General features: G+C 66.9%; 20 protein-coding genes. 15 read left to right on the forward strand and 5 right to left on the reverse strand.

Going from position 1 to position 17906, the window contains the following annotated elements; all coding sequences use genetic code 11:
• The first annotated feature begins 156 nt into the window (after positions 1-156).
• The 7 genes from SM753_RS04565 (at position 157) to SM753_RS04595 (ending at position 9004) form a co-directional block, all read left to right on the forward strand.
• Positions 157-3318, forward strand: a complete 3162-nt coding sequence (locus SM753_RS04565; protein ID WP_323190706.1) for a molybdopterin-dependent oxidoreductase — start codon at positions 157-159, stop codon at positions 3316-3318.
• The gene (locus SM753_RS04570; protein ID WP_135535774.1) at positions 3318-4499 is read left to right on the forward strand and encodes a 4Fe-4S dicluster domain-containing protein; all 1182 of its coding nucleotides are present in this window, start codon (positions 3318-3320) and stop codon (positions 4497-4499) included. Before SM753_RS04565 ends, SM753_RS04570 begins: the two co-directional genes overlap by 1 nt.
• 4 nt (positions 4500-4503) lie before the next feature.
• Complete coding sequence (locus SM753_RS04575; protein ID WP_135535773.1) at positions 4504-5190, forward strand: molecular chaperone; 687 nt, start codon at positions 4504-4506, stop codon at positions 5188-5190.
• Between the two features lie 80 nt (positions 5191-5270).
• Positions 5271-6206 carry an ethylbenzene dehydrogenase-related protein gene (locus SM753_RS04580; protein WP_135535898.1) on the forward strand — a complete coding sequence of 312 codons (936 nt, stop codon included), beginning with the start codon at positions 5271-5273 and terminating at the stop codon, positions 6204-6206.
• Positions 6203-7093 (forward strand): HEAT repeat domain-containing protein, encoded by an 891-nt coding sequence (locus SM753_RS04585; protein WP_323190707.1) that lies wholly within the window; start codon positions 6203-6205, stop codon positions 7091-7093. Before SM753_RS04580 ends, SM753_RS04585 begins: the two co-directional genes overlap by 4 nt.
• Positions 7090-7728, forward strand: coding sequence for a hypothetical protein (locus tag SM753_RS04590; protein WP_138797967.1), 639 nt, complete (start codon positions 7090-7092; stop codon positions 7726-7728). The genes SM753_RS04585 and SM753_RS04590 overlap by 4 nt, the downstream gene beginning before the upstream one ends.
• Before the next feature lies 1 nt (position 7729).
• On the forward strand, positions 7730-9004 hold the full coding sequence (locus SM753_RS04595; protein WP_323190708.1) for a P-loop NTPase: 1275 nt from the start codon (positions 7730-7732) through the stop codon (positions 9002-9004).
• Between the two features lie 97 nt (positions 9005-9101).
• Here the strand turns inward: SM753_RS04595 and SM753_RS04600 are convergent, their stop codons facing one another.
• Entirely contained in the window at positions 9102-9494 is a 393-nt protein-coding gene (locus tag SM753_RS04600; RefSeq protein ID WP_369335324.1) for a MoaD/ThiS family protein, read from the reverse strand.
• Positions 9495-9582: 88 nt separating this feature from the next.
• Between SM753_RS04600 and SM753_RS04605 the strand changes: the two genes are divergently transcribed.
• The 3 genes from SM753_RS04605 (at position 9583) to nirK (ending at position 12708) form a co-directional block, all read left to right on the forward strand.
• Positions 9583-10977 (forward strand): hypothetical protein, encoded by a 1395-nt coding sequence (locus SM753_RS04605; protein WP_323190710.1) that lies wholly within the window; start codon positions 9583-9585, stop codon positions 10975-10977.
• 203 nt (positions 10978-11180) lie between these two features.
• Complete coding sequence (locus SM753_RS04610; RefSeq protein ID WP_323190711.1) at positions 11181-11480, forward strand: cupin domain-containing protein; 300 nt, start codon at positions 11181-11183, stop codon at positions 11478-11480.
• A gap of 160 nt (positions 11481-11640) precedes the next feature.
• Positions 11641-12708, forward strand: coding sequence for a copper-containing nitrite reductase (gene nirK / locus SM753_RS04615; protein WP_323190712.1), 1068 nt, complete (start codon positions 11641-11643; stop codon positions 12706-12708).
• A gap of 151 nt (positions 12709-12859) precedes the next feature.
• Here the strand turns inward: nirK and SM753_RS04620 are convergent, their stop codons facing one another.
• Both SM753_RS04620 and SM753_RS04625 read right to left on the reverse strand, forming a co-directional pair.
• A complete protein-coding gene (locus SM753_RS04620) occupies positions 12860-13471 on the reverse strand; it encodes a hypothetical protein (protein WP_323190713.1) in 612 nt (203 codons plus the stop codon).
• 138 nt (positions 13472-13609) lie between these two features.
• Positions 13610-13933, reverse strand: coding sequence for a hypothetical protein (locus SM753_RS04625; RefSeq protein WP_138797972.1), 324 nt, complete (start codon positions 13931-13933; stop codon positions 13610-13612).
• 100 nt (positions 13934-14033) lie between these two features.
• Between SM753_RS04625 and SM753_RS04630 the strand changes: the two genes are divergently transcribed.
• Together SM753_RS04630 and SM753_RS04635 are read left to right on the forward strand one after the other, a co-directional pair.
• The gene (locus SM753_RS04630) at positions 14034-14453 is read left to right on the forward strand and encodes an SRPBCC family protein (protein WP_135535765.1); all 420 of its coding nucleotides are present in this window, start codon (positions 14034-14036) and stop codon (positions 14451-14453) included.
• Positions 14454-14606: 153 nt separating this feature from the next.
• Complete coding sequence (locus SM753_RS04635) at positions 14607-14921, forward strand: MTH1187 family thiamine-binding protein (RefSeq protein ID WP_135535764.1); 315 nt, start codon at positions 14607-14609, stop codon at positions 14919-14921.
• Between the two features lie 21 nt (positions 14922-14942).
• Here SM753_RS04635 and SM753_RS04640 read toward each other — a convergent pair whose 3' ends face one another.
• On the reverse strand, positions 14943-15341 hold the full coding sequence (locus SM753_RS04640) for a low molecular weight phosphatase family protein (RefSeq protein ID WP_323190714.1): 399 nt from the start codon (positions 15339-15341) through the stop codon (positions 14943-14945).
• A 106-nt stretch (positions 15342-15447) separates the two neighbouring features.
• Between SM753_RS04640 and mch the strand changes: the two genes are divergently transcribed.
• From mch to SM753_RS04655, 3 genes are read left to right on the forward strand one after another with little or no spacing between them, the layout of a single operon-like run.
• Positions 15448-16380: a methenyltetrahydromethanopterin cyclohydrolase gene (mch, locus tag SM753_RS04645; protein WP_135535762.1), complete on the forward strand. Its 933-nt coding sequence runs from the start codon at positions 15448-15450 to the stop codon at positions 16378-16380.
• Between the two features lie 12 nt (positions 16381-16392).
• A complete protein-coding gene (locus tag SM753_RS04650) occupies positions 16393-16875 on the forward strand; it encodes a hypothetical protein (RefSeq protein ID WP_323190715.1) in 483 nt (160 codons plus the stop codon).
• Positions 16876-16906: 31 nt separating this feature from the next.
• A complete protein-coding gene (locus tag SM753_RS04655; protein ID WP_323190716.1) occupies positions 16907-17578 on the forward strand; it encodes an HAD family hydrolase in 672 nt (223 codons plus the stop codon).
• A 9-nt stretch (positions 17579-17587) separates the two neighbouring features.
• Here the strand turns inward: SM753_RS04655 and SM753_RS04660 are convergent, their stop codons facing one another.
• Complete coding sequence (locus SM753_RS04660) at positions 17588-17761, reverse strand: hypothetical protein (RefSeq protein WP_323190717.1); 174 nt, start codon at positions 17759-17761, stop codon at positions 17588-17590.
• Between the last annotated feature and the right edge of the window lie 145 nt (positions 17762-17906).

Here is a 17906-nt window from a genome sequence, read left to right on the forward strand (position 1 = left end):
ACGGCAGACCCTGTGGCCATGCACGGAAGGCCCAGCGGCCGAACAGGTTCGCCCCGGTTCTCGGGCTCTGAAAACCCGCTCGTCGTTTGAACAGGGAATAGGCCAGACGTGTGTTTGTATGCCAACCGAACGTACCGCCACCGGAGGTGATCCGCGGTGAGCCTCTCGCGGCGCGACTTCCTCGCGGCCGCCGGCGCGGGCGCGGTCGGTGCTCTCGTCGGAACGTCCTGGAACGCGACCGAAGCGGTCGACACCGTGACCCAGGTGGACAACCCCCTCAAGTCGTACCCCAACCGGGAGTGGGAGCAGGTCTACCACGACATCTACGCGTACGACAGCGTAGACTGGACCGTCTGTCATCCCAACTGCACGCAGTCGTGTGCGCTGAACTTCTACATGAAAAACGGGGTGCCGATCCGGGCCGAGCAGATCTACCACGAGGAGGAGGGTAGCCCCGGTCCGGGCGGCCCCGGCGGGTACGAGAACGCGGGCGTCACCCGCCACTGGAACCCCCGCGGGTGCATGAAGGGGCTGACGCTCCACCGGCGGACGTTCGAGCCCAGTCGGATCAAGTACCCTATGGTCCGCAAGGGCTGGGATCCCGACGACCCCAACCCGGAGGGGCGTGGCGAGGACGAGTTCGAGCGAGTCTCGTGGGACGAGGCGATAGACCTCATCGCCGAGAAGATGGCGAGTCTCGAGGACGAAAAGCGGTTCCACATTTTCAACGCCATCAAGTCCGACGGGCTGATCACGCGCCACGGTGCCGGCCGACGGCTGGCCTCTATCTTCGGCGGCTGCGAGTGGACGGAGTACGACTGGTACGCCGACCTGCCGCCAGGCCACGTCATCACGACCGGGTATCAGACGAGCGACTCCGATGCGTCAGCATGGCGAGCCGCCGATTACACCATTATTCAGGGGAAGAACCTGATCCACAACAAACTCGCGGACAACCACTTCCTCCAGGAGACCCGCGAGCGCGGCGGGAAGATGGTCGGCGTCTACCCGGACTACTCGCCGACGGTTCAGAAGTGCGACCGGTGGCTGCCCGTCCGGCCGGGCAGTGACCCGGCGTTCGCGCTGGGCGTCGCCCACGTCATCATCGACGAGGAACTGTACGACGCCGAGTTCATGCGGAAGTTCACTACCCTGCCGCTTTTGATCCGGCAGGACAACGGGAAGTACCTCCGCGCACACGAGGTGTTCTCGGACCACGAGCCCCCCGCCGAGGACAGCGAGAAACGCCACGAGGAAAACGACTGGGGCGACTTCGTCGCCCTCGACGAGAACGGCGACCCAGTCCCCATCACCCGAGAGGAGGTCGGCGACGAGACACCCGTCACACCCCAACTCGAGGCCGATACTGAGATCAGGCTGGCAGACGGCGAGTCGGTCGGCGTCCACACGGACTTCACCCGGCAGAAGGCGAACATCATGGCGAACTACGATCCGGAGACGGTCGAGGATATCACGACGATCCCGGCCGACGCGCTCCGGACGACAGCCCGGGAGTTCGCCGACGCCGACAAGGGGCAGTGGTTCACCGGCGAAGGGATCAACCACTGGTTCCACTCGAACGACTCGCTCCAGCGGACGATCTTCTTCGTCCAGTCGATGCTCGGCAACATCGGCGAGCGGGGGGCCGGCTACTACAACTACTCCGGCCAGTACAAGATCGAGATGCTCGACGGCTACCCGTCTTACGTCAACCCCGACGGAAACTCGGCCCACGGGATGTATCCCGGCTACGCGTTCGCGTTCTTCGGCGGCGAGAAACTCGACGCCCACGAGATCCGCGGGGACTTCGACCGCGAACTCGACCTCGTGCCACAGGGTGACGCCGAGGAGCCGGTGATGCCGACGAACGCGGAGTCGTACACGATGTCGAAGCCGACGATCCTGTGGACGATGAACTGCAACCTCCTGAACCAGACCAAACATCAGGAACACGTCATCGAGAACTTCGTCAAACATCCCGACACGAGCAACGAACTCTCGATCGTCTCGGACATGCACATGACGTACTCCGCGCGCCACGCGGACATCGTGCTCCCGGTTCCCTCCTGGCTCGAGTGTGACTATCCCGATATTACGGTCGGCCCGGAGAACCCGTTCATCCACATGGACCACGGGGTCATGGACTCGCTGTACGACACGAAACAGGACGGCGAGGCCGTTGCACTCGTTGCCGAGAAGTTAGACGAGAAGATCCCGCCGGAGGAGCGAAACGTCGACTCCTACCGGGCGTACTTCGACAAGTTCCTCGACGACGACAAGGACGTCCGCGACTACATCCAGCAGACGCTGGATGCGGGGATGACGACCCGCGACATCGACGTCGAAGACATCGAGGACGGCCCGGAGCGTCTCCAACTGAAGACGTATCCGCGGATCCCGTTCTACTCGCAGATCCACGAGGACCGCCCGTTCTACACGAAGACCGGGCGGATGGAGTTCCACAAGGAGGAAGACCGGTTCCTCGAACTCGACCGGGCCGACCTCGACCACATCGAGAGTCCCGAGGGAACACCTTACGGGGTGAACCAGAAGTGGGGCGAGGCGAAAGACGAGGAGAACCCGCTGTACCACGACGAGGAGTACCAGTTCTACTACAACACGCCCCACCCGAAGTACCGGACCCACTCCTCGTGGGGGATGACCGACTGGAACCTGATCTGGTCGGCGCGGGACTTCGGGTCGACTAGCGGCGATCCGGACGGAACCGAGCGACTCGTCGACGACTTCTCGTTCCCCACGGGCGAGGGCGACACGGAGGACGCGCCGCCGCTCGGCGAGGCGTTTGTCGAGATGCACCCCGAAGACGCCGCGGACATCGACGTCGAGAACGGCGACTACGTCCGCATCAGCGGGAAGCGCGGGGACCTCGTCGTTCGCGCGATGGTGAGCGAGCGCCAACGGCCCCGGTCGGCCGGCGACATGGGCCAGCTAACCATCTGGCACGGCTGGTGGCCGCAGCACTTCCCCGACGACGAGGAGGACGAGGACGGAATCAAGGGGTACAACGTCACGACGAACATCTGGCTCGACCCCGCACAGGAGACCGACGACCTCGTTCACAAGGCGGTCTTCGGCGACCCGAACATCTCCGAGGAGGTCGAGGACGACATCGCCTGGCACGGGGCCGAACTGGAACACGGGTACGAAGAAACCGTGTGGGCACCGACCGGGACTAACCGCGACGACCTCGTGGAAGTCGAGAAGTACGAGGAGGCGGACTGGTGGCCCGGCGACGCGCGCCGCGACGATCTCGTCCAGAACTACATCGACGGAACGCTGCAGGGAGGTGACAGCTGATGCCCGAAACCTACAACCCCCAACTCGGCCGCGAGCACAGCTACCCCTACGAACACCGCGACGAGGAGCGCGACTGGCACTGGGGGATGATCATCAACACGAACCGGTGCATCAACTGCAACACCTGCTCGTTCGCCTGCAAGTCCACGTGGACCAGCGGACGCGGCGAGGAGTACATGTGGTGGATGAACGTCGAGACGGAGCCCTACGGCGGCTATCCGATGGGCTGGGACATGCGTCTGCTCGACGACCTCGACGGAGACGAGACGATCTTCGACGCCGCTGACCAGACTGAGCAGGTCAAGGGGTACGTCGCCCAGAAGGAGGAGTGGGAGTACCCCGCACTCGGCGACGACCAGGTTCACGGCGAGTATCCGACGGGCGATGTCGTCGAGAGCGACCCCGAGAACGAGCAGTACCACGACATGTGGCAGTTCTACCTGCCCAGGCTCTGTAACCACTGTAAGAACCCGGCCTGCCTGGCGGCGTGCCCGCGGAAGGCCATCTACAAGCGCGAGGAAGACGGCATCGTCCTGCTCGACCAGGAGCGCTGTCGCGGCTACCGGAAGTGCGTGAAGGGGTGTCCGTATCACAAGCCGATGTACAATCCGGAGACGGGCGTGTCGGAGAAGCCGGTCGGCTGCTTCCCGCGCATCGAGGAGGGCAACGTCCCGCGCTGTGTCTCCTCTTGCATCGGGAAGACGCGCCTGCACGGCAACATCAATCGCGGGCCGGACGCGGGACACCCCAACGGCGTGAAGTCGGCGGCGGACGGCCGGAGTCCGACGAATTACCTCGCCAAGAGCGACGAGAAGGTCGCGCTGCCGCTGTACCCGCAGTTCGGCACCCGCCCGCAGGTGTTCTACATGCCGCCGTACCACGTGCCGCCGGAGTTCCTCACCCAGATGTTCACCCCGAACACGGACCAGAAGCGCAACGACTGGCCCGGAAGCACCTACGAGGAGTCGGTGAAGATCGTTCAGGAGCGCGTCCGCGACCCCAGTCACCACGTCCTCGGGATACTCCAGTTGTTCGGCGCGACGACCCGTCTCATCGAGACGTACACCGTGAAAGAACACCGCGTGAAGGGGTGGGACCGCAAGGGGAACCAGGTCGTCGACATCCCGTTCGAGGAGGAACTCGAGGTCCGCGAGGGCGAGATGTGGACCAACCAGCCCTAAAGCCATGCACCGAAACACCGACCCAGAGTACCACGCCGCGCGGGCGACGCTTTACTGCGCCGCCGCCGCGGCGTTTACCTATCCGGACGAGCGTACCGTGAGCGAACTGACCGATTCGGAGGCCCGAGAGGGGATCGAACGCGCCGCCGAACGACTCACCGTATCCGAGGAGGCGAGCGCGCTACTCGCCGGCATCGCGCAGACGCCGCTCGACGAGTTGCAGTCGGCGTACAACGACCTGTTCGGCGTCCCGGCCGACGAGGGGACGTACGCGGTGATCCCGTACGAGGCCCACTACACGACCCGGGACGAACTCAGCATCGAACAGCGCCGGATCGCCACCGTCGTCGGACTGATGGAGGAGTTCGGCGTCGAGCCGAGCGACGACTTCGCGGAGCGCCAGGACCACGTCGCGGCCGAACTCGAACTGGCACAGGTGCTCGCCGGCCAGCGGGCCGTCGCCCTCGACGGCGGCAACGCCACCGCTGCCGACCGCATCGCACAGGCGGAGGCGACCGTGCTCGCGGACCACCTCGTCGAGTTCGTGCCGGCGTTGGCGTACGACCTGCGCCGGGCTACCGACGACACGGCGTACGTCGCCGCGGCGGATCTGGTCGAGGAGCTGGTGACCTACGACAACGGGAAACACCCGGAACAAGAGGAGCCCGCAGTCGGGGGTGAAGCACCGTGAAACGCCGCCTCCGCTCGCTCCTAGGCGTTTCGGTCGACCGCCGCGCTGCCCGGCGCGCGACGAAGTTGGCAGTCGTCGTCATGTGTCTGGTGATGGTCGCTCAGGTGGCGCTGGTCAGCGTCGTCACTGCGGGCACACAGCCCGTCGAGTCGGTCGAGCAGGTTCCCGCCGCGCCTGACGCGGCGAAGTGGGAGGACGCGCCGACCCGCGACGTGTCGCTGTCGCAACAGCAGATGGCGCTCCCCTACGGCGGGGGAAGCGTCGACGAGATGACGGTCCAGACCGTCACGAACGACACGCACGTCGCCTTCCGTCTGGAGTGGGAGGACCCGACGAGCGACATGAACATCAGCGAACCCGGGGCCTACAGCGACGGCGTCGCGGTGATGATGCGCGGCGGTAGCAAACCGCCGATCACGATGGGTGCGAACGGCGACCCAGTCAACATCTGGTACTGGCGGGCCGCGTGGCAGAACTCCGGCGACGAAGGCGGCGGGGACATGTACAGTTACCCCCACCCCGACGACGAGACTCGACCCGGAACGGCCGCCGGGAATCCGATGTCGCAGTCCGACTACGAGCAGAACGCCCAGAACTATTACGCGAAGGGGTACGGCTCGCTGACCCACGCGCCGACACAGGACGTCTCGGCGAACGCCGAGCGCACGGACGACGGCTGGGAAGTCGTCTTCGTCCGCGAACGCGGCGCTGACGGCGAGTTCGACGCCGCCTTCGAGGAGAGCGACCAGATGTATCTCGCGTTCGCCGTCTGGAACGGGAGCGCGGACGAGGTGAACGGACAGAAGTCGATCACGCTCCAGTACTCCGTCCTCGACACAGAGAACAACGAACTGAGCGCCGCGGAGAACGGCGGCGACGGTGGCGCGACCGAGGTCGCCGAGGAGACCGGCGAGTCGGTGATGTGGCTGGCGCGGTCGGCGACGAACTGGATCACCGCGCTCGTCCTGGCGACGGTCGCCGCGTGGCTAGTCAGTTACTGGAGGCTCAGACGATGACCGAGTACGCGAACCGCAGCGCCCGCGGCCGGGCGGTCGCGGAAGACGAGGCCGAACTGTGCGACCAACTCGACGCCCAAGGGGAGCGCGACCCCGAACGCGCCGCCCTGGGGCTCGTCGATATCGCCGATAGCGCCGGTCTGGAGCCCGAGACGACCGTTCGACTGGCCGAGCGGGCGACCGGAGACGAATCGGAGGAAGTCCGGCAGTTCGCCGTCGAAGCGCTCGGCCACGCGGCAAGCGCGGGATCGGAGGCGGACGGAACTGCCGAGGCAGCGATTCGGACGGCACTGGACGACGGGCACGAGTGGGTGCGAGCCGAAGCCGTCGTCGCACAGTCACGGGCCGCGCCGGGCGACGAAGAGACGCTCCGCGCGGCGCTTTCCGACGAGAGCGGGTGGGTGCGGCGCAACGCCGTCGTGGCGCTCGCGAAGACGGGAGCGGCGTCCCAAGAACTGCTCGTCGAGCGGATCAAGTCGGACCCGCATCAGGGCGTTCGGGAGTACGCCGCCGACTTCCTGCGGGAGTACGCCGACGACACGGGCGAAGCCGTGCGAATTCTCGCCGCCGTGCTGGCCCGCGACCCGGAGGCGTTCGTCCGGGCGAAGGCGGCGAGTAGCCTCGGCGACCTCGGCACGGACCGCGCAGAGGAGGCGCTGGAGCGTCACGGCCTGAACGACCGGAGCGACGACGTACGGCGGTCGGCCAAGCGGGCGCTCGCGACGGCCCGCGGCGTGGACCCCGAGCAGATAGACGCCGACCTGGACGGTCCGGCCGCCCCCGGCGGCGGCCCGGGGTCGAAACGCGACCGCGGCCGGCAAGGCCCCGGCGGCGGTCCGGCCGACGTGAACGACGGCCTGACTCAAGGACAGCGTGACCGACGATGACTGACACCTACGACCTCGACACTTCGACGGACGAAACGCACCGCGACCACGAACACGGCGACGCCGCCGAAAGCGACCGTAGCGACGAAACCGCGAGCCTCGACGAGTCGCTCGGCGTCACCGTTCCGGAGGACTACGTCGGCGCGTTCGTCGCGGAGGCGTTCGAGGACGTCGAACGCTCGACGGAGTGGGCCGACGCCGTCGACGCCGTCGTGGCGGACGGGGCCCGCGACGACTGGGAGGCGCTTGCCCCCCGGGAACAGGTCGTCGAGATGTTGCGGATGGCAGACGAGTTCGACCGGAAGGCCGTCGAACGGTTCGACGGTATCCCCCTCGACCGCGGCAGTCCGACCGACGAGATGCGCGAGCGGTTCGAGGAGGGGAAACGTCTGCGTCGGAACGCCGACGTGCTCCGGGACGGCATCGCCGCGGCGTACGCCGACGGGTACGTGAGCGACGACGACCTCGTCGAGGCAGTCGAGTCGTTCGGCTTCGACACCGACCGGGTCGGCGCGCGCGAGGACGCGCTCGACACCGTCGCCAACGCGTACGACATGGATTTCCGCCCGTACGGAGGAACCCTGATGACCGAGCGCGAACCGGACGAGGACGCGGAAGAGTTCGAGGCGTGGTAGCATGGCCGAAGAGAACGTAACGCCGGACAGAGGCGACCGAGTCCGCGACGCGCTGACCGCCGTCGAGGACCCGGACCTCGGGACGGACGCGGTCGAATCGGGTCTGGTGACCGACGTTAACGTGCGCGACGGCACGGTGACGATCGGCGTCGACCTCGCCGGGTTCGACGAGGCGACCGCGGAGGACGTGACCGAAGCGCTCCGCCGCGAGGCCCTGGCCACGCCGGGGGTCGAACGGGCGATCATCGAGGGCGAGACGCCCGACGCAGACGGTGACGGCCGAGTCGACCGTCCGGACGGTATCGACGCGGTGATCGCCGTCGCGAGCGCGAAAGGCGGCGTCGGCAAGACCACCGTCTCGACGCAACTCGCCCGGGCGCTGGCGGCGGACCCCGACCGCGACGTCGGTCTGTTCGACGCCGACCTGTACGGTCCGAACGTGCCCGAACTGCTCGACGTGGCGGGGCCGGTGTCGGCCAACGACGAGGGGGACGCCGAACCGATAGACGTCGGCGGACTAACCGCGATGAGCGTCGGCCTCATCGCCAACGACGCGCCCATAGCGTGGCGGGGCGCGATGGCCCACGAAGCCGTGACGGAACTGTTCGAGGACACGGCGTGGGGCGACCTCGACGTCCTCGTGGTCGACCTTCCGCCGGGCACCGGCGACATCGTCCTGACGGTGTTGCAGACGCTCCCCGTCGACGGCGCGTTGCTGGTCACCACTCCGTATCCCACGAGCGTGTCGGACACGGGCCGGAGCGCCACTCTGTTCGAGGAAAACGGCGTTCCGGTACTCGGCACTGTCGTCAACATGGCCGGGTTCACCTGCGACTGCGGACGCGAACACGACCTGTTCCCGGCCGCGGACGTCGAGGGGGAACTGGACCTGCCGGTACTTTGCGAACTCCCGTTCGACGACGACGTGCGGGAGATGGACGGCGACGTACCGGACGCCGTGGCGACGGTCGGCGACGAAGTACTCGAACGCCTCGACGACCGAGCGGAGTTCGATGTTCCGGACCACGCGCTCGACATTCGCGGGCTCCCCCCGTCCATTCGGCACGAGCAAGCGATCGAGGAGTTCCGGGCGCTTGACCCGGGTGAGACGTTCTACCTCGTCAACGACCACGATCCGTCGCCGCTGGCCTCGATGCTCGCAGAGGCGGTGGGCCACGACGGCCCCCTCGAAGACGCGTTCGACCGGTGCGACGTGCGGCGTGCGGCCCCCGACGAGTGGGTCATAGCCGTCTCGCGGCCCGCCGGGAGCGCCTGATCCGTCGACGGCAGTCGCACTTCCCGTCGGGCTTTCTGTTTCAGCTATGTCGCGGTGGCATCCCCGCGAAGCGTTCAGCGACTCACGACAGCCAGTATCAACAGCAGAAGATGAACGGGTAGATCAGGGCCACGCGGTCGCCGTCGTCGAGTTCCGTGTCGAACCCGTCGAGATGCTCGTTGAACTTGCCGTTGACGGCGACTCGAGCGTAGGTCCGCGTCTGCTCGCCCTCCGGGTTCTTCTCCCAGGTTCCTGGCAGTTCCTCGGGCGGGTCGGCCCACCCGTCCGTCGACGCCTCCTCTTCCGTCTCCGCGACGAGCATCTCCTCGACGTCGTACGACTCGAAGAAGTCGTCGAGGAACTCTCCCAGCGTGTCCCCCTCGAACGCGTACGAGAACTCCGGTTCGCCGACCTCCGTGCGGACGTGGCCGGTGCATTTCACCGTGACCGTCGTCCGTGCCGTCTCGGTCGATTGCGTGGCCGTGGTCATGTCGGAGAGTTCGGGCGGGTCCCCTCTGGTTCCCAGTGCGAACACGTTCGGGAGTACGGGGAGGGCGCGCGACGCCGAACGAACCACCATGAGCGTCGTTCCCGGCAACGTCGAAACCGATACCCAGCCGCCGATGTCGGTGCCGCTCCGCCACTTCGTCGTCGCACTCGGGTTTCTCGTCGCCGCGGTCGTGGCGAGCGAGTTCACGGGCGAACCGTCGGAACCTCTCGCTCACGTCCATCTCCTGCTCGCCGGGTGGGTCTGTATCACGATCATGGGCGCGATGACGCAGTTCGTCCCGGTGTGGTCCGGAACCGAACTGCACTCGCGTCGCCTGGCGACGGCCCAGTTGTGGCTCGTCACGGCCGGGCTGGCGGGGTTCGCCGGTAGTCTGCTGACGGACAGGTACGACCTTCTGCCGTACGCAGGGGGGTTCATGCTCGCCGGCTTCTGGACGTTCGTCTACAACGTCGGCCGTACGCTGGCGACGGCGCGACCGCTTGACGTGACCGAGCGCCACTTCGCGCTGGCGCTGGCGTACTTCCTCGTCCTGACGGTTCTCGGGCTGTCGCTGGCTGTCGGATTCACCCGCCCCCTGTTCTACGACAGCCCGGTCGCGCGGGGCGACGTCGTCGCGACCCACGCGACGCTCGCCGTCTTCGGCGCGGTTCTGACGACGGTGTTCGGCGCGCTCTACCAGCTCGCGACGATGTTCACCCAGACGGAACTCCACGGGATCGACAGCTCTCTTCGGACTGTCGAGGAGGTCGGCTATCCGGTCGGCGTCGTCGCGCTCGCAGTGGGGCGACTGTTCGGGAACGTCTCACTGGCGCGCGTCGGCGGCGTGCTCGTCGTCGGAAGCGTCATCTGCGTCGCCGTTATCCTCGCCCGGAAACTGACCGAAACGAGCGTCGAGTGGACGCCGATGCTCTCGCGCTACGCCGTCGCCGCAGGCGCGATGGCGGTCTGGGCGCTCCTGACGCTTCCCGCATGGGTCGCCGACCCGCTCGCCCGCGACGCGACGTTCGGCGCGCCCGGAGCGAGAACGCTCCTGTTGTTCGGCGTCGTCGGGTTCGTCGTGTTCGGCACCCTGTACCACGTCGTTCCCTTCATCGTGTGGGTCCACAGGTACAGCGACCGCCTCGGCTTCGAACCGGTCCCGATGATCGACGACCTCTACGACGACCGGATCGCCGCGGTCGACTTCGTCGCCCTCGTCGTCGGCGTCGGCGTGCTGGCGGCGGCGGACCTGCTCGCGGCGGCGGACGCGCAGTCGGTTCCCCGATTCGGCGTCGCCGCCGCCGGCGCGCTCGTTCTGGTCGGCAGTCTCGCGTTCGCGACCAACCTCCTGCTCGTACTGCGGCGTCACGGCCCGCAGTCGCTCCCCGCGGTTCTGGTCGGAGGACGCGTCGGAAACGGCGATGCCGCCGGCGACGACGGGGGAGACGCTAGCGATACCCTCTCGTCCGGCGGCGAGCCGTGACCGGTGCCCGCTCTCGGCAGCAGAGACTGATACTGTCGGCTGTACTCCCTTGCAGAATATCGGACCCCCCGGAGGCCCGAGTATCGTTCCGAAGGTACAGCCGACAGTATGACCAACTGGCGAACTGTGGCCGACCACAGGCGAACGGGCGCCGAACTGGTTCGGGTGAACGCGGAGGCACCCGGCGGACGTTCTTTCGAACGATGCCAGAACAGACAGCAGTCGACGAACTCGAAGAAGCCCCCCACGCCGAGGTGTTCGAGGAGCGGAGTCCGCGGACGGTCCGCCTGCAACTGGACGCCGGCGAAGCTGTGCCCCCACATCAACACCCCGGACACGACATCGTGCTGTACGGGATCGAGGGGTCGATCGATCTCCGACTGGACGACGACAGCTACGGCATAGACCCCGGCGACGCCGTCAGGTTCAGCGGCGAGCGCGAGATATCGCCGAAGGCCGTCGACGACGCGACGGCGCTGGTCGTGTTCGCGCCGTCGGAGTGATACTGACGGCGAACGTCGGATAACGTATCGCACGGCCGACGAGCGATCTGATGACCTTTTTCGGACGAACGTGTTCGTCCCGTTCTCGCGCCCTGGGAACAGTGAAACCGTTTGATAGTGGTTAGGCGACTATCTCCACCTGTAAGGGAGGAAAAAGACAATGCTCGAAACTTCGCGGCGACGCGTGCTCCAGGCAGTCGGGATCGGCGGTGCGACCGCCGTCGCCGGCTGTGCGAACGCCCCCACTGCCCAGGAGCGCACGGAACAGCGCGACCGAATGGAACAGGCGGAGACGCCGACCGTCGAACGGGTCGCCGCGGATCCCACCGACATCCCGGGACCCATCGAGCGGGACGAACCCGCCGAGGTCGACGTCGAACTCGTCCCCAGAGAGGTGACCGCCGAGGTCGAGGACGGTGTCACCTTCGACTACATGACCTACAACGGTCAGGTGCCCGGACCGTTCATCCGAGTCCGGCGGGGCGACACGGTGAACGTGACGTTCCGCAACCCCGAGGAGAACACGATGCCGCACAACGTCGACTTCCACGCCGTGGCCGGCCCCGGCGGCGGCGCGGAGGCGACGATGACTATGCCCGGCGAGACGGAGCACCTGCGGTTCAAGGCGACGTACCCCGGTGCGTACATCTACCACTGCGCCGTGGCGAACCTGGACATGCACATCAGCGCGGGCATGTTCGGCATCATCCTGGTCGAACCCGAGGACGGCATGCCGGACGTCGACGAGGAGGTGTATCTCGGACAGCACGAGATCTACACGGACACGGACGCCGGCGAGGAGGGTCACCACGGGTTCGACATGCAGGCGATGGCCGACGAGGACCCCACCTACGTGGTGATGAACGGCGAGGCGTACGCCACGACGCCCAACAGGTACGGTCCGGCGGCGACCGTCGATACGGGCGACACCGTTCGGACGTACTTCGTCACCGGCGGCCCGAACCTCACCAGCAGCTACCACCCCATCGGCAACGTGTGGGAGAAGCTCTACCCGGAGGGGTCGCTGAGCACTGACCCGCAGACCCACATCCAGACCAAGCCGGTCGCCCCCGGGAGCACGACCATCGCGACGATGGGCTTCCAGGTCCCCGGCGATTACAAGCTGGTCGACCACGCGCTGAGCCGGGTGGCGCGCCGCGGCTGCATGAGCGTCGTCCGCGCCGAGGGTGAGGAGAACCTCGACGTGTTCGACCCCGACCCGAACTGAGCGGCCGTCCCTCGCTGTTGTTTTTCGGCTTTCGATACGTCTCATAGCTCGTTGTAACTGTGTGCAGGTGTTCGCCGACCCCGCGTCGACGGACTCCCGGACTGACTAAACAGCCCCTATCACGGCGTTGGAACCGCCCGAAAACGCGGCGTCAGAACGGAGACGTTGGACCGCTGCTCGGTTCGTCTCCCGTCGATCCCCTGCTCGGTTGGCGCGTCGGCGAATCGGCGGCCTCGCCGACCGAATCGGTCTCCAGATACGTCGCTTCGAGGTCGCGCATGTCCCCGTTTATCTCCTCGCTGTTGTGATGCATCCCGTCGACCCGTACCCGGACGAGGTCGTAGTCGTGTCGCTCCGACAGCCCGTTCCACGCGCGGAACGACCCCCGGGCGAGCGTGTCACTCTGGGGGCAGAACTCCGTCGTCGGCGTGAATTCGGCGCGGAGAACCGTGCTGTCGGCTCCGTTCGAGTCAGACCCCGGCGCGCTTTGCTCTACGGCGTACCGGTACCCCGCACCGGGATGCCGGCGGTCGAGATTCAGTCTCGCGAGGTTGTAGCCGAACGTCATGTCGTAGACGCCGCGCTCCTCGAAGAGGTCGCGCGTCAGTTCGTGGAACTCAAGGTGCGCGTCGTCGGCGAGAACGTCGTGGCCGTCGAGGAACGACCCCGGTTCCGGGAGGGACTCAGGAACGTACTCGTCGTATTCGTCGAACGTCTCGTCGTCCGCCTCGTCGGTCGAGAACGGCGAGGGGATTCCGGCCATACCGAACGTCGGTCCGCAGCGTCCCTTGGCGTGCCCCCGAACGTGTTCGGTAGCGCCCGGAGACCGATCGGTCGTTCTCACTTGGCACGACAGCCGCGGAACGTCCGCCGGCGAGAACGGTCGGTCTGACGGGCGCGGTCACGGGTCCGTTCGCCGTTCCACGACGCTGGTGTCGCTGTCCGGTTCGGAGCGAGCGTACAGCGAGTAAGCCAGAACGACGTAACCGAGAGCGCTGAAGGTACTCTGGACGGCGACGCCGGTTCTCAGCGACATGCCTACCAGACGGTGGAGTGCGCCCGCAACCAGTGCGCCGACGGTGACGAGACCGAGACCGAACGCGAGCGCCCGCAACGCCGGCGATCCCGTCCGTTTGGAGGCTCGGTAGGCAAGCGACGTGACGAGACCGCCACACAGTAACGTCGCCGTTTTGCTCGCGACGATCAACAGTTCCTGAGGCCGCATAGATAGGTATTGGGCGACACAGCGTCGTAAGTAGCGGTGTGCGTTATCAGTCCGTGAGAACGGGAGCGACGTTCAAGGGGTGTACTACCGATTCAGTACCATGGAGACCGTTTCCGTTACGCGAACGACCGACGGGTCCGCGGCAGCGGTGACTGAACGATTCGACGACAGAAAGGAGTTCATGGAAGCGGCGGGGTTCGACGAGGTGACGGTCGACGGCGACCGCATCCAGATCGCGAACAACGTCGGCCTCGCGACGATGGAACTCACGGTGGACGTAGTAGAGACGGACGCCGCGTTCGCCTACGAGCAGGTCGACGGGCTCTTCGAGGAGATGGTGACTCGCTACGAGATCACAGAGGCAAACGGGGAGACGACGATCGCCGCGACGACGGAGTTCGAAATCGCCGCGCCGTTCGTCGGGAAACTGCTCGACGCCACCGTGATCACGAGACAGCGACGGCGTGAACTGGTCGCACAGCTATCGTATCTTGACCCGAACGACAGCGCGGAAACGTAACCGCCCTCGATGTGCCCGCTCCCGGAAGTTTGGCCTACCAGTCCCGGACCGGGAACGGGTTTCGGGGGCGGCCCCGCGAGACACCGAGTGTCCGACTCCGCTACCGACGCCGTGACGGCAACCGCTTTGTCCCCGGCGCGTCTCCACCGAACCATGACGACTGTAGCGCTCCTGTCGGTCGCACCGGTCATCGAGGACAGCATGGCGAGCGAGGTCGCGAAGGCCGTCGAGGCCCTCGAAGGGTTCGACGTGACGTACGAGACGAATCCGATGGGGACGGTTATCGAGGCCGAGGCGGCGAGCGAGGTGTTCGCCGCCGCGGAGGCCGCCCACGAGGCGGTCGACGGCGACCGCGTCTCGACGTTCCTGAAGATAGACGACAAGCGCGAGAGAGACAGCAGCGCCGGGGCGAAAGTCGAGGCCGTCGAGGACGAACTCGGCCGAGACGCGCGAAGCGACCGGGAGTAGGCGTCGGGGTCACCGGGCCGGTCACGCCGCTCGCTGGGCCTCGATCTCGTCGAACAGTTCCGCGACTCGGCGCTCGATCTCGTCGCGTTGTTCGCGGGTCTCGTTGGCCTCCAGATCCCACTTCCGACTCTCTCCCGACCATCCCTCGGGTCGGAACTGGTCGACCGAACAGCCCATCGTCACGACGTAGTCGGCGTCCTCGATGTCCTCAGGCGATATCTCTCGGGGAGCGCGGTCGCCGATGTCGATATCGACCTCTCGGAGCGCCGCGACGACCTCGTCGTGTACGCTTTCGGCCGGGTCGACGCCACCGGTGACGATCGCAGCGTTCACCCCTCGCTGGTCCCGTTCCCGTTCGGCCAGCGCGGCCGCCATCTGGCTCCGACCGGCGTTGCCGACACAGACGAATGCGAGCTTCATCGGGAGAACGTAGGAGGCGAAGCGCCAAGAACGTGGGTGCTCGTATCCGGTCGCGAGCGCTGCGCCGACTGACAAAGCCCTTGTGCCGGGCGCTCTTTCTCCGCATATGGACAGTCTCAACCGGATGGCCATCGAACTCGTCGACGAGGCCATCGACTTCGCCGAGGAACTCGGCATCGGGGCGTACGAACTCGACAACGATGCGACGGTGCTCGACTTCGGCGTCGACGTCGAAGGCGGCATCGAGGCGGGCCTCCTGCTCGGCGAGATACAGACCGCGGGTCTCGCGACGATCCAGACCCGGATGGACGACGTCGCGGGCGCGCCGCTCCCCCACGTCGAACTCTCGACGGACCACCCCGGACTCGCGATGCTCGGCTCCCAGAAGGCCGGCTGGGAGGTAAGCGTCGGCGAGTTCGAGGGCCTCGGCAGCGGCCCCGCTCGCGCGCTCGTCGCCGAGGAGGACGAGTACCGTCAGATCGGCTATCACGACGCCTTCGAGTTCGCCGTCCTCGCGGTCGAGGCGGACGAGTATCCCGACGAGGCCGTCGCCGAACACGTCGCCGACCTCGCTGAGGTCGATCCGGGCGGCGTGTTCCTCGCCGTCTTTCCCACCGCGAGCGTCGCCGGAAGCGTCACGATGGCCGCTCGCGCCGCCGAACTCGCCGTCTTCCGCCTGACGGAGCTCGGATACGACCCCCTCGACATCGTCACCGCGACCGGGAGCGCGCCGGTCGCACCCGTCGCGGAGTCCGAGGAGGCCGCTATCGGACGGACGAACGACGCGCTGGCGTACGGCGGGCAGGTCCACGTCGTCGTCGAGGAGGAGTTCGACCGCTTCGACGAGGTGCCGTCGACCGCGACGGCGGAGTACGGCACGCCGTTCGAGCAGGTGTTCGAGGACCACGACTGGGAGTTCTACGACGTGCCCGAGAGCGTCTTCGCGCCGGCGCAGGTGACGATCGACGTGGTCGGCGGCGGGACGCACGTGCTCGGCGAGCGAAACGAGGACCTGCTGGCGGAGAGTTTCGACCTGTGAGGTGACCCATCCGTGAGATTCAAGGAGATCCCGGCCCCGCCGGAATCGCTCGATTTCCTCGCCGAGGCCCAGCGCGCGGTCCCGCTCGTCCCCGAACCCGAGAACGACTGCTGCGCCCGCCTGACGGACCGCACGTCGGTCAGCGACCGCGAGACCGCCCGGACGTGGCTTACGTTCCTCCGGGCACTGGAACTCGTCGAGGAGACGGACCGCGGCTACGCCCGCGTTCGCGGGGATCCGGACCCCGACGAACTGGCGGGGGCGTTCCGCGAGCGCGTCTTCGGCGCGAGAGAGGTGCTGTCGCTGCTGGGGGACCACCCGCTGACCGTCGCGGAGGTGTTCGAGCAGTTCGAGCCGACGGTCCCGCAGTGGGAGCGCCACCGGAACCCGCAGACGTGGCGGTCGCAGTGGAAAACGCGGGTCGAGCGACTGCTGGAGTGGGCCGCGCTGCTCGGTCTGGCGGAGCGGACCGGTTCGGGGTACGAAGCCGCCTGATTTTTACCGGTTCGCTGCCACTCTCCGCGTAATGACTGCCGTCGACGCCGTCCTGTTCGACCTGGACGACACTCTTTGTGAGTACCGGCGTAGCGGCGAGGAGTTGCTCGCCGCCGCGTTCGACGACGTCGGTGTCGAACACTTCTTCGACGCGAGCGAGTATTACGCCCGCTACGAGGAGTTCCTGGAGGCGACCGACTCGATGGTCGACCTCCGTCGGGAGTGTTTCGCCGCTATCGCCGAGGAGTGCGACCGCGACCCCGCTCTCGGGCGCGCCGTCGCGGACGCCTACGCCGCCGAGCGCGACCACACGAACGTCCGCCCGCTGCCGGGCGCGGGCGATGCCGTCGAGGCGCTATCGGCGGACCATCGGCTCGCAGTTCTGACCAACGGCGCGCCGGAGATGCAGGGCGAAAAGCTGTCGCAACTACCCTTCCGCGACGCTTTCGAGGCGGTCGTCCACGCGGGTTACGACGCGCCGCGGAAGCCGCAACCGGACCCGTACCACCACACGCTCGAACTGCTGGACGCGACGCCCGAACGGGCCGTCCACGTCGGCAACTCGCTGACGACGGACGTCCCCGGCGCACACGCCGCGGGCGTCCGGTCAGTGTGGCTTTCGGACGGCTCCGACCCCGACCCGGAGCCCGACTATCATCTCGACTCGATGAGCGATCTGGCGACGCCCCCGTGGCAGGAGTAGTCCGCGGCCCTACCGCCAGTCGCCCAGAGAGACGCTCGCGGTCTCGACTGTCGAGATCCAGGCGTCGTCCCGCGCCACGTCGGCGATAACGAGATGCGGGCGACCCTCGATCTCGTCGACCGCCGCCATCACATCGCCGTTTTCGCCTCCGCGCCTCATGACCGACTCCATTTCTGAGGCCATGTTTGTGTTTCTTCTCTACTACGGGATGAACGTTTTGATGTGTATTATCCGACTGGACGAATGGCCATATATATCCGAATATAGTCATTGGATCCACCGTATTGATCTCCGCAGCCGTCTCCGGCTGCAGACCGGCGGTTCGGCG

The sequence above is a fragment of the Halostella sp. PRR32 genome (assembly GCF_034808085.1).
In the GTDB taxonomy this organism is placed as follows: domain Archaea; phylum Halobacteriota; class Halobacteria; order Halobacteriales; family Natronoarchaeaceae; genus Halostella; species Halostella pelagica.

What these genes read in the sequence shown, in the direction of transcription:
- SM753_RS04570 (WP_135535774.1), top strand. Translation starts at nt 3,318, where the DNA reads ATGCCCGAAACCTACAACCCCCAACTCGGCCGCGAGCACAGCTACCCC.
- SM753_RS04575 (WP_135535773.1), top strand. Translation starts at nt 4,504, where the DNA reads ATGCACCGAAACACCGACCCAGAGTACCACGCCGCGCGGGCGACGCTT.
- SM753_RS04580 (WP_135535898.1), top strand. Translation starts at nt 5,271, where the DNA reads ATGTGTCTGGTGATGGTCGCTCAGGTGGCGCTGGTCAGCGTCGTCACT.
- SM753_RS04585 (WP_323190707.1), top strand. Translation starts at nt 6,203, where the DNA reads ATGACCGAGTACGCGAACCGCAGCGCCCGCGGCCGGGCGGTCGCGGAA.
- SM753_RS04590 (WP_138797967.1), top strand. Translation starts at nt 7,090, where the DNA reads ATGACTGACACCTACGACCTCGACACTTCGACGGACGAAACGCACCGC.
- SM753_RS04595 (WP_323190708.1), top strand. Translation starts at nt 7,730, where the DNA reads ATGGCCGAAGAGAACGTAACGCCGGACAGAGGCGACCGAGTCCGCGAC.
- SM753_RS04600 (WP_369335324.1), bottom strand. Translation starts at nt 9,494, where the DNA reads ATGACCACGGCCACGCAATCGACCGAGACGGCACGGACGACGGTCACG.
- SM753_RS04605 (WP_323190710.1), top strand. Translation starts at nt 9,583, where the DNA reads ATGAGCGTCGTTCCCGGCAACGTCGAAACCGATACCCAGCCGCCGATG.
- SM753_RS04610 (WP_323190711.1), top strand. Translation starts at nt 11,181, where the DNA reads ATGCCAGAACAGACAGCAGTCGACGAACTCGAAGAAGCCCCCCACGCC.
- nirK (WP_323190712.1), top strand. Translation starts at nt 11,641, where the DNA reads ATGCTCGAAACTTCGCGGCGACGCGTGCTCCAGGCAGTCGGGATCGGC.
- SM753_RS04620 (WP_323190713.1), bottom strand. Translation starts at nt 13,471, where the DNA reads ATGGCCGGAATCCCCTCGCCGTTCTCGACCGACGAGGCGGACGACGAG.
- SM753_RS04625 (WP_138797972.1), bottom strand. Translation starts at nt 13,933, where the DNA reads ATGCGGCCTCAGGAACTGTTGATCGTCGCGAGCAAAACGGCGACGTTA.
- SM753_RS04630 (WP_135535765.1), top strand. Translation starts at nt 14,034, where the DNA reads ATGGAGACCGTTTCCGTTACGCGAACGACCGACGGGTCCGCGGCAGCG.
- SM753_RS04635 (WP_135535764.1), top strand. Translation starts at nt 14,607, where the DNA reads ATGACGACTGTAGCGCTCCTGTCGGTCGCACCGGTCATCGAGGACAGC.
- SM753_RS04640 (WP_323190714.1), bottom strand. Translation starts at nt 15,341, where the DNA reads ATGAAGCTCGCATTCGTCTGTGTCGGCAACGCCGGTCGGAGCCAGATG.
- mch (WP_135535762.1), top strand. Translation starts at nt 15,448, where the DNA reads ATGGACAGTCTCAACCGGATGGCCATCGAACTCGTCGACGAGGCCATC.
- SM753_RS04655 (WP_323190716.1), top strand. Translation starts at nt 16,907, where the DNA reads ATGACTGCCGTCGACGCCGTCCTGTTCGACCTGGACGACACTCTTTGT.
- SM753_RS04660 (WP_323190717.1), bottom strand. Translation starts at nt 17,761, where the DNA reads ATGGCCTCAGAAATGGAGTCGGTCATGAGGCGCGGAGGCGAAAACGGC.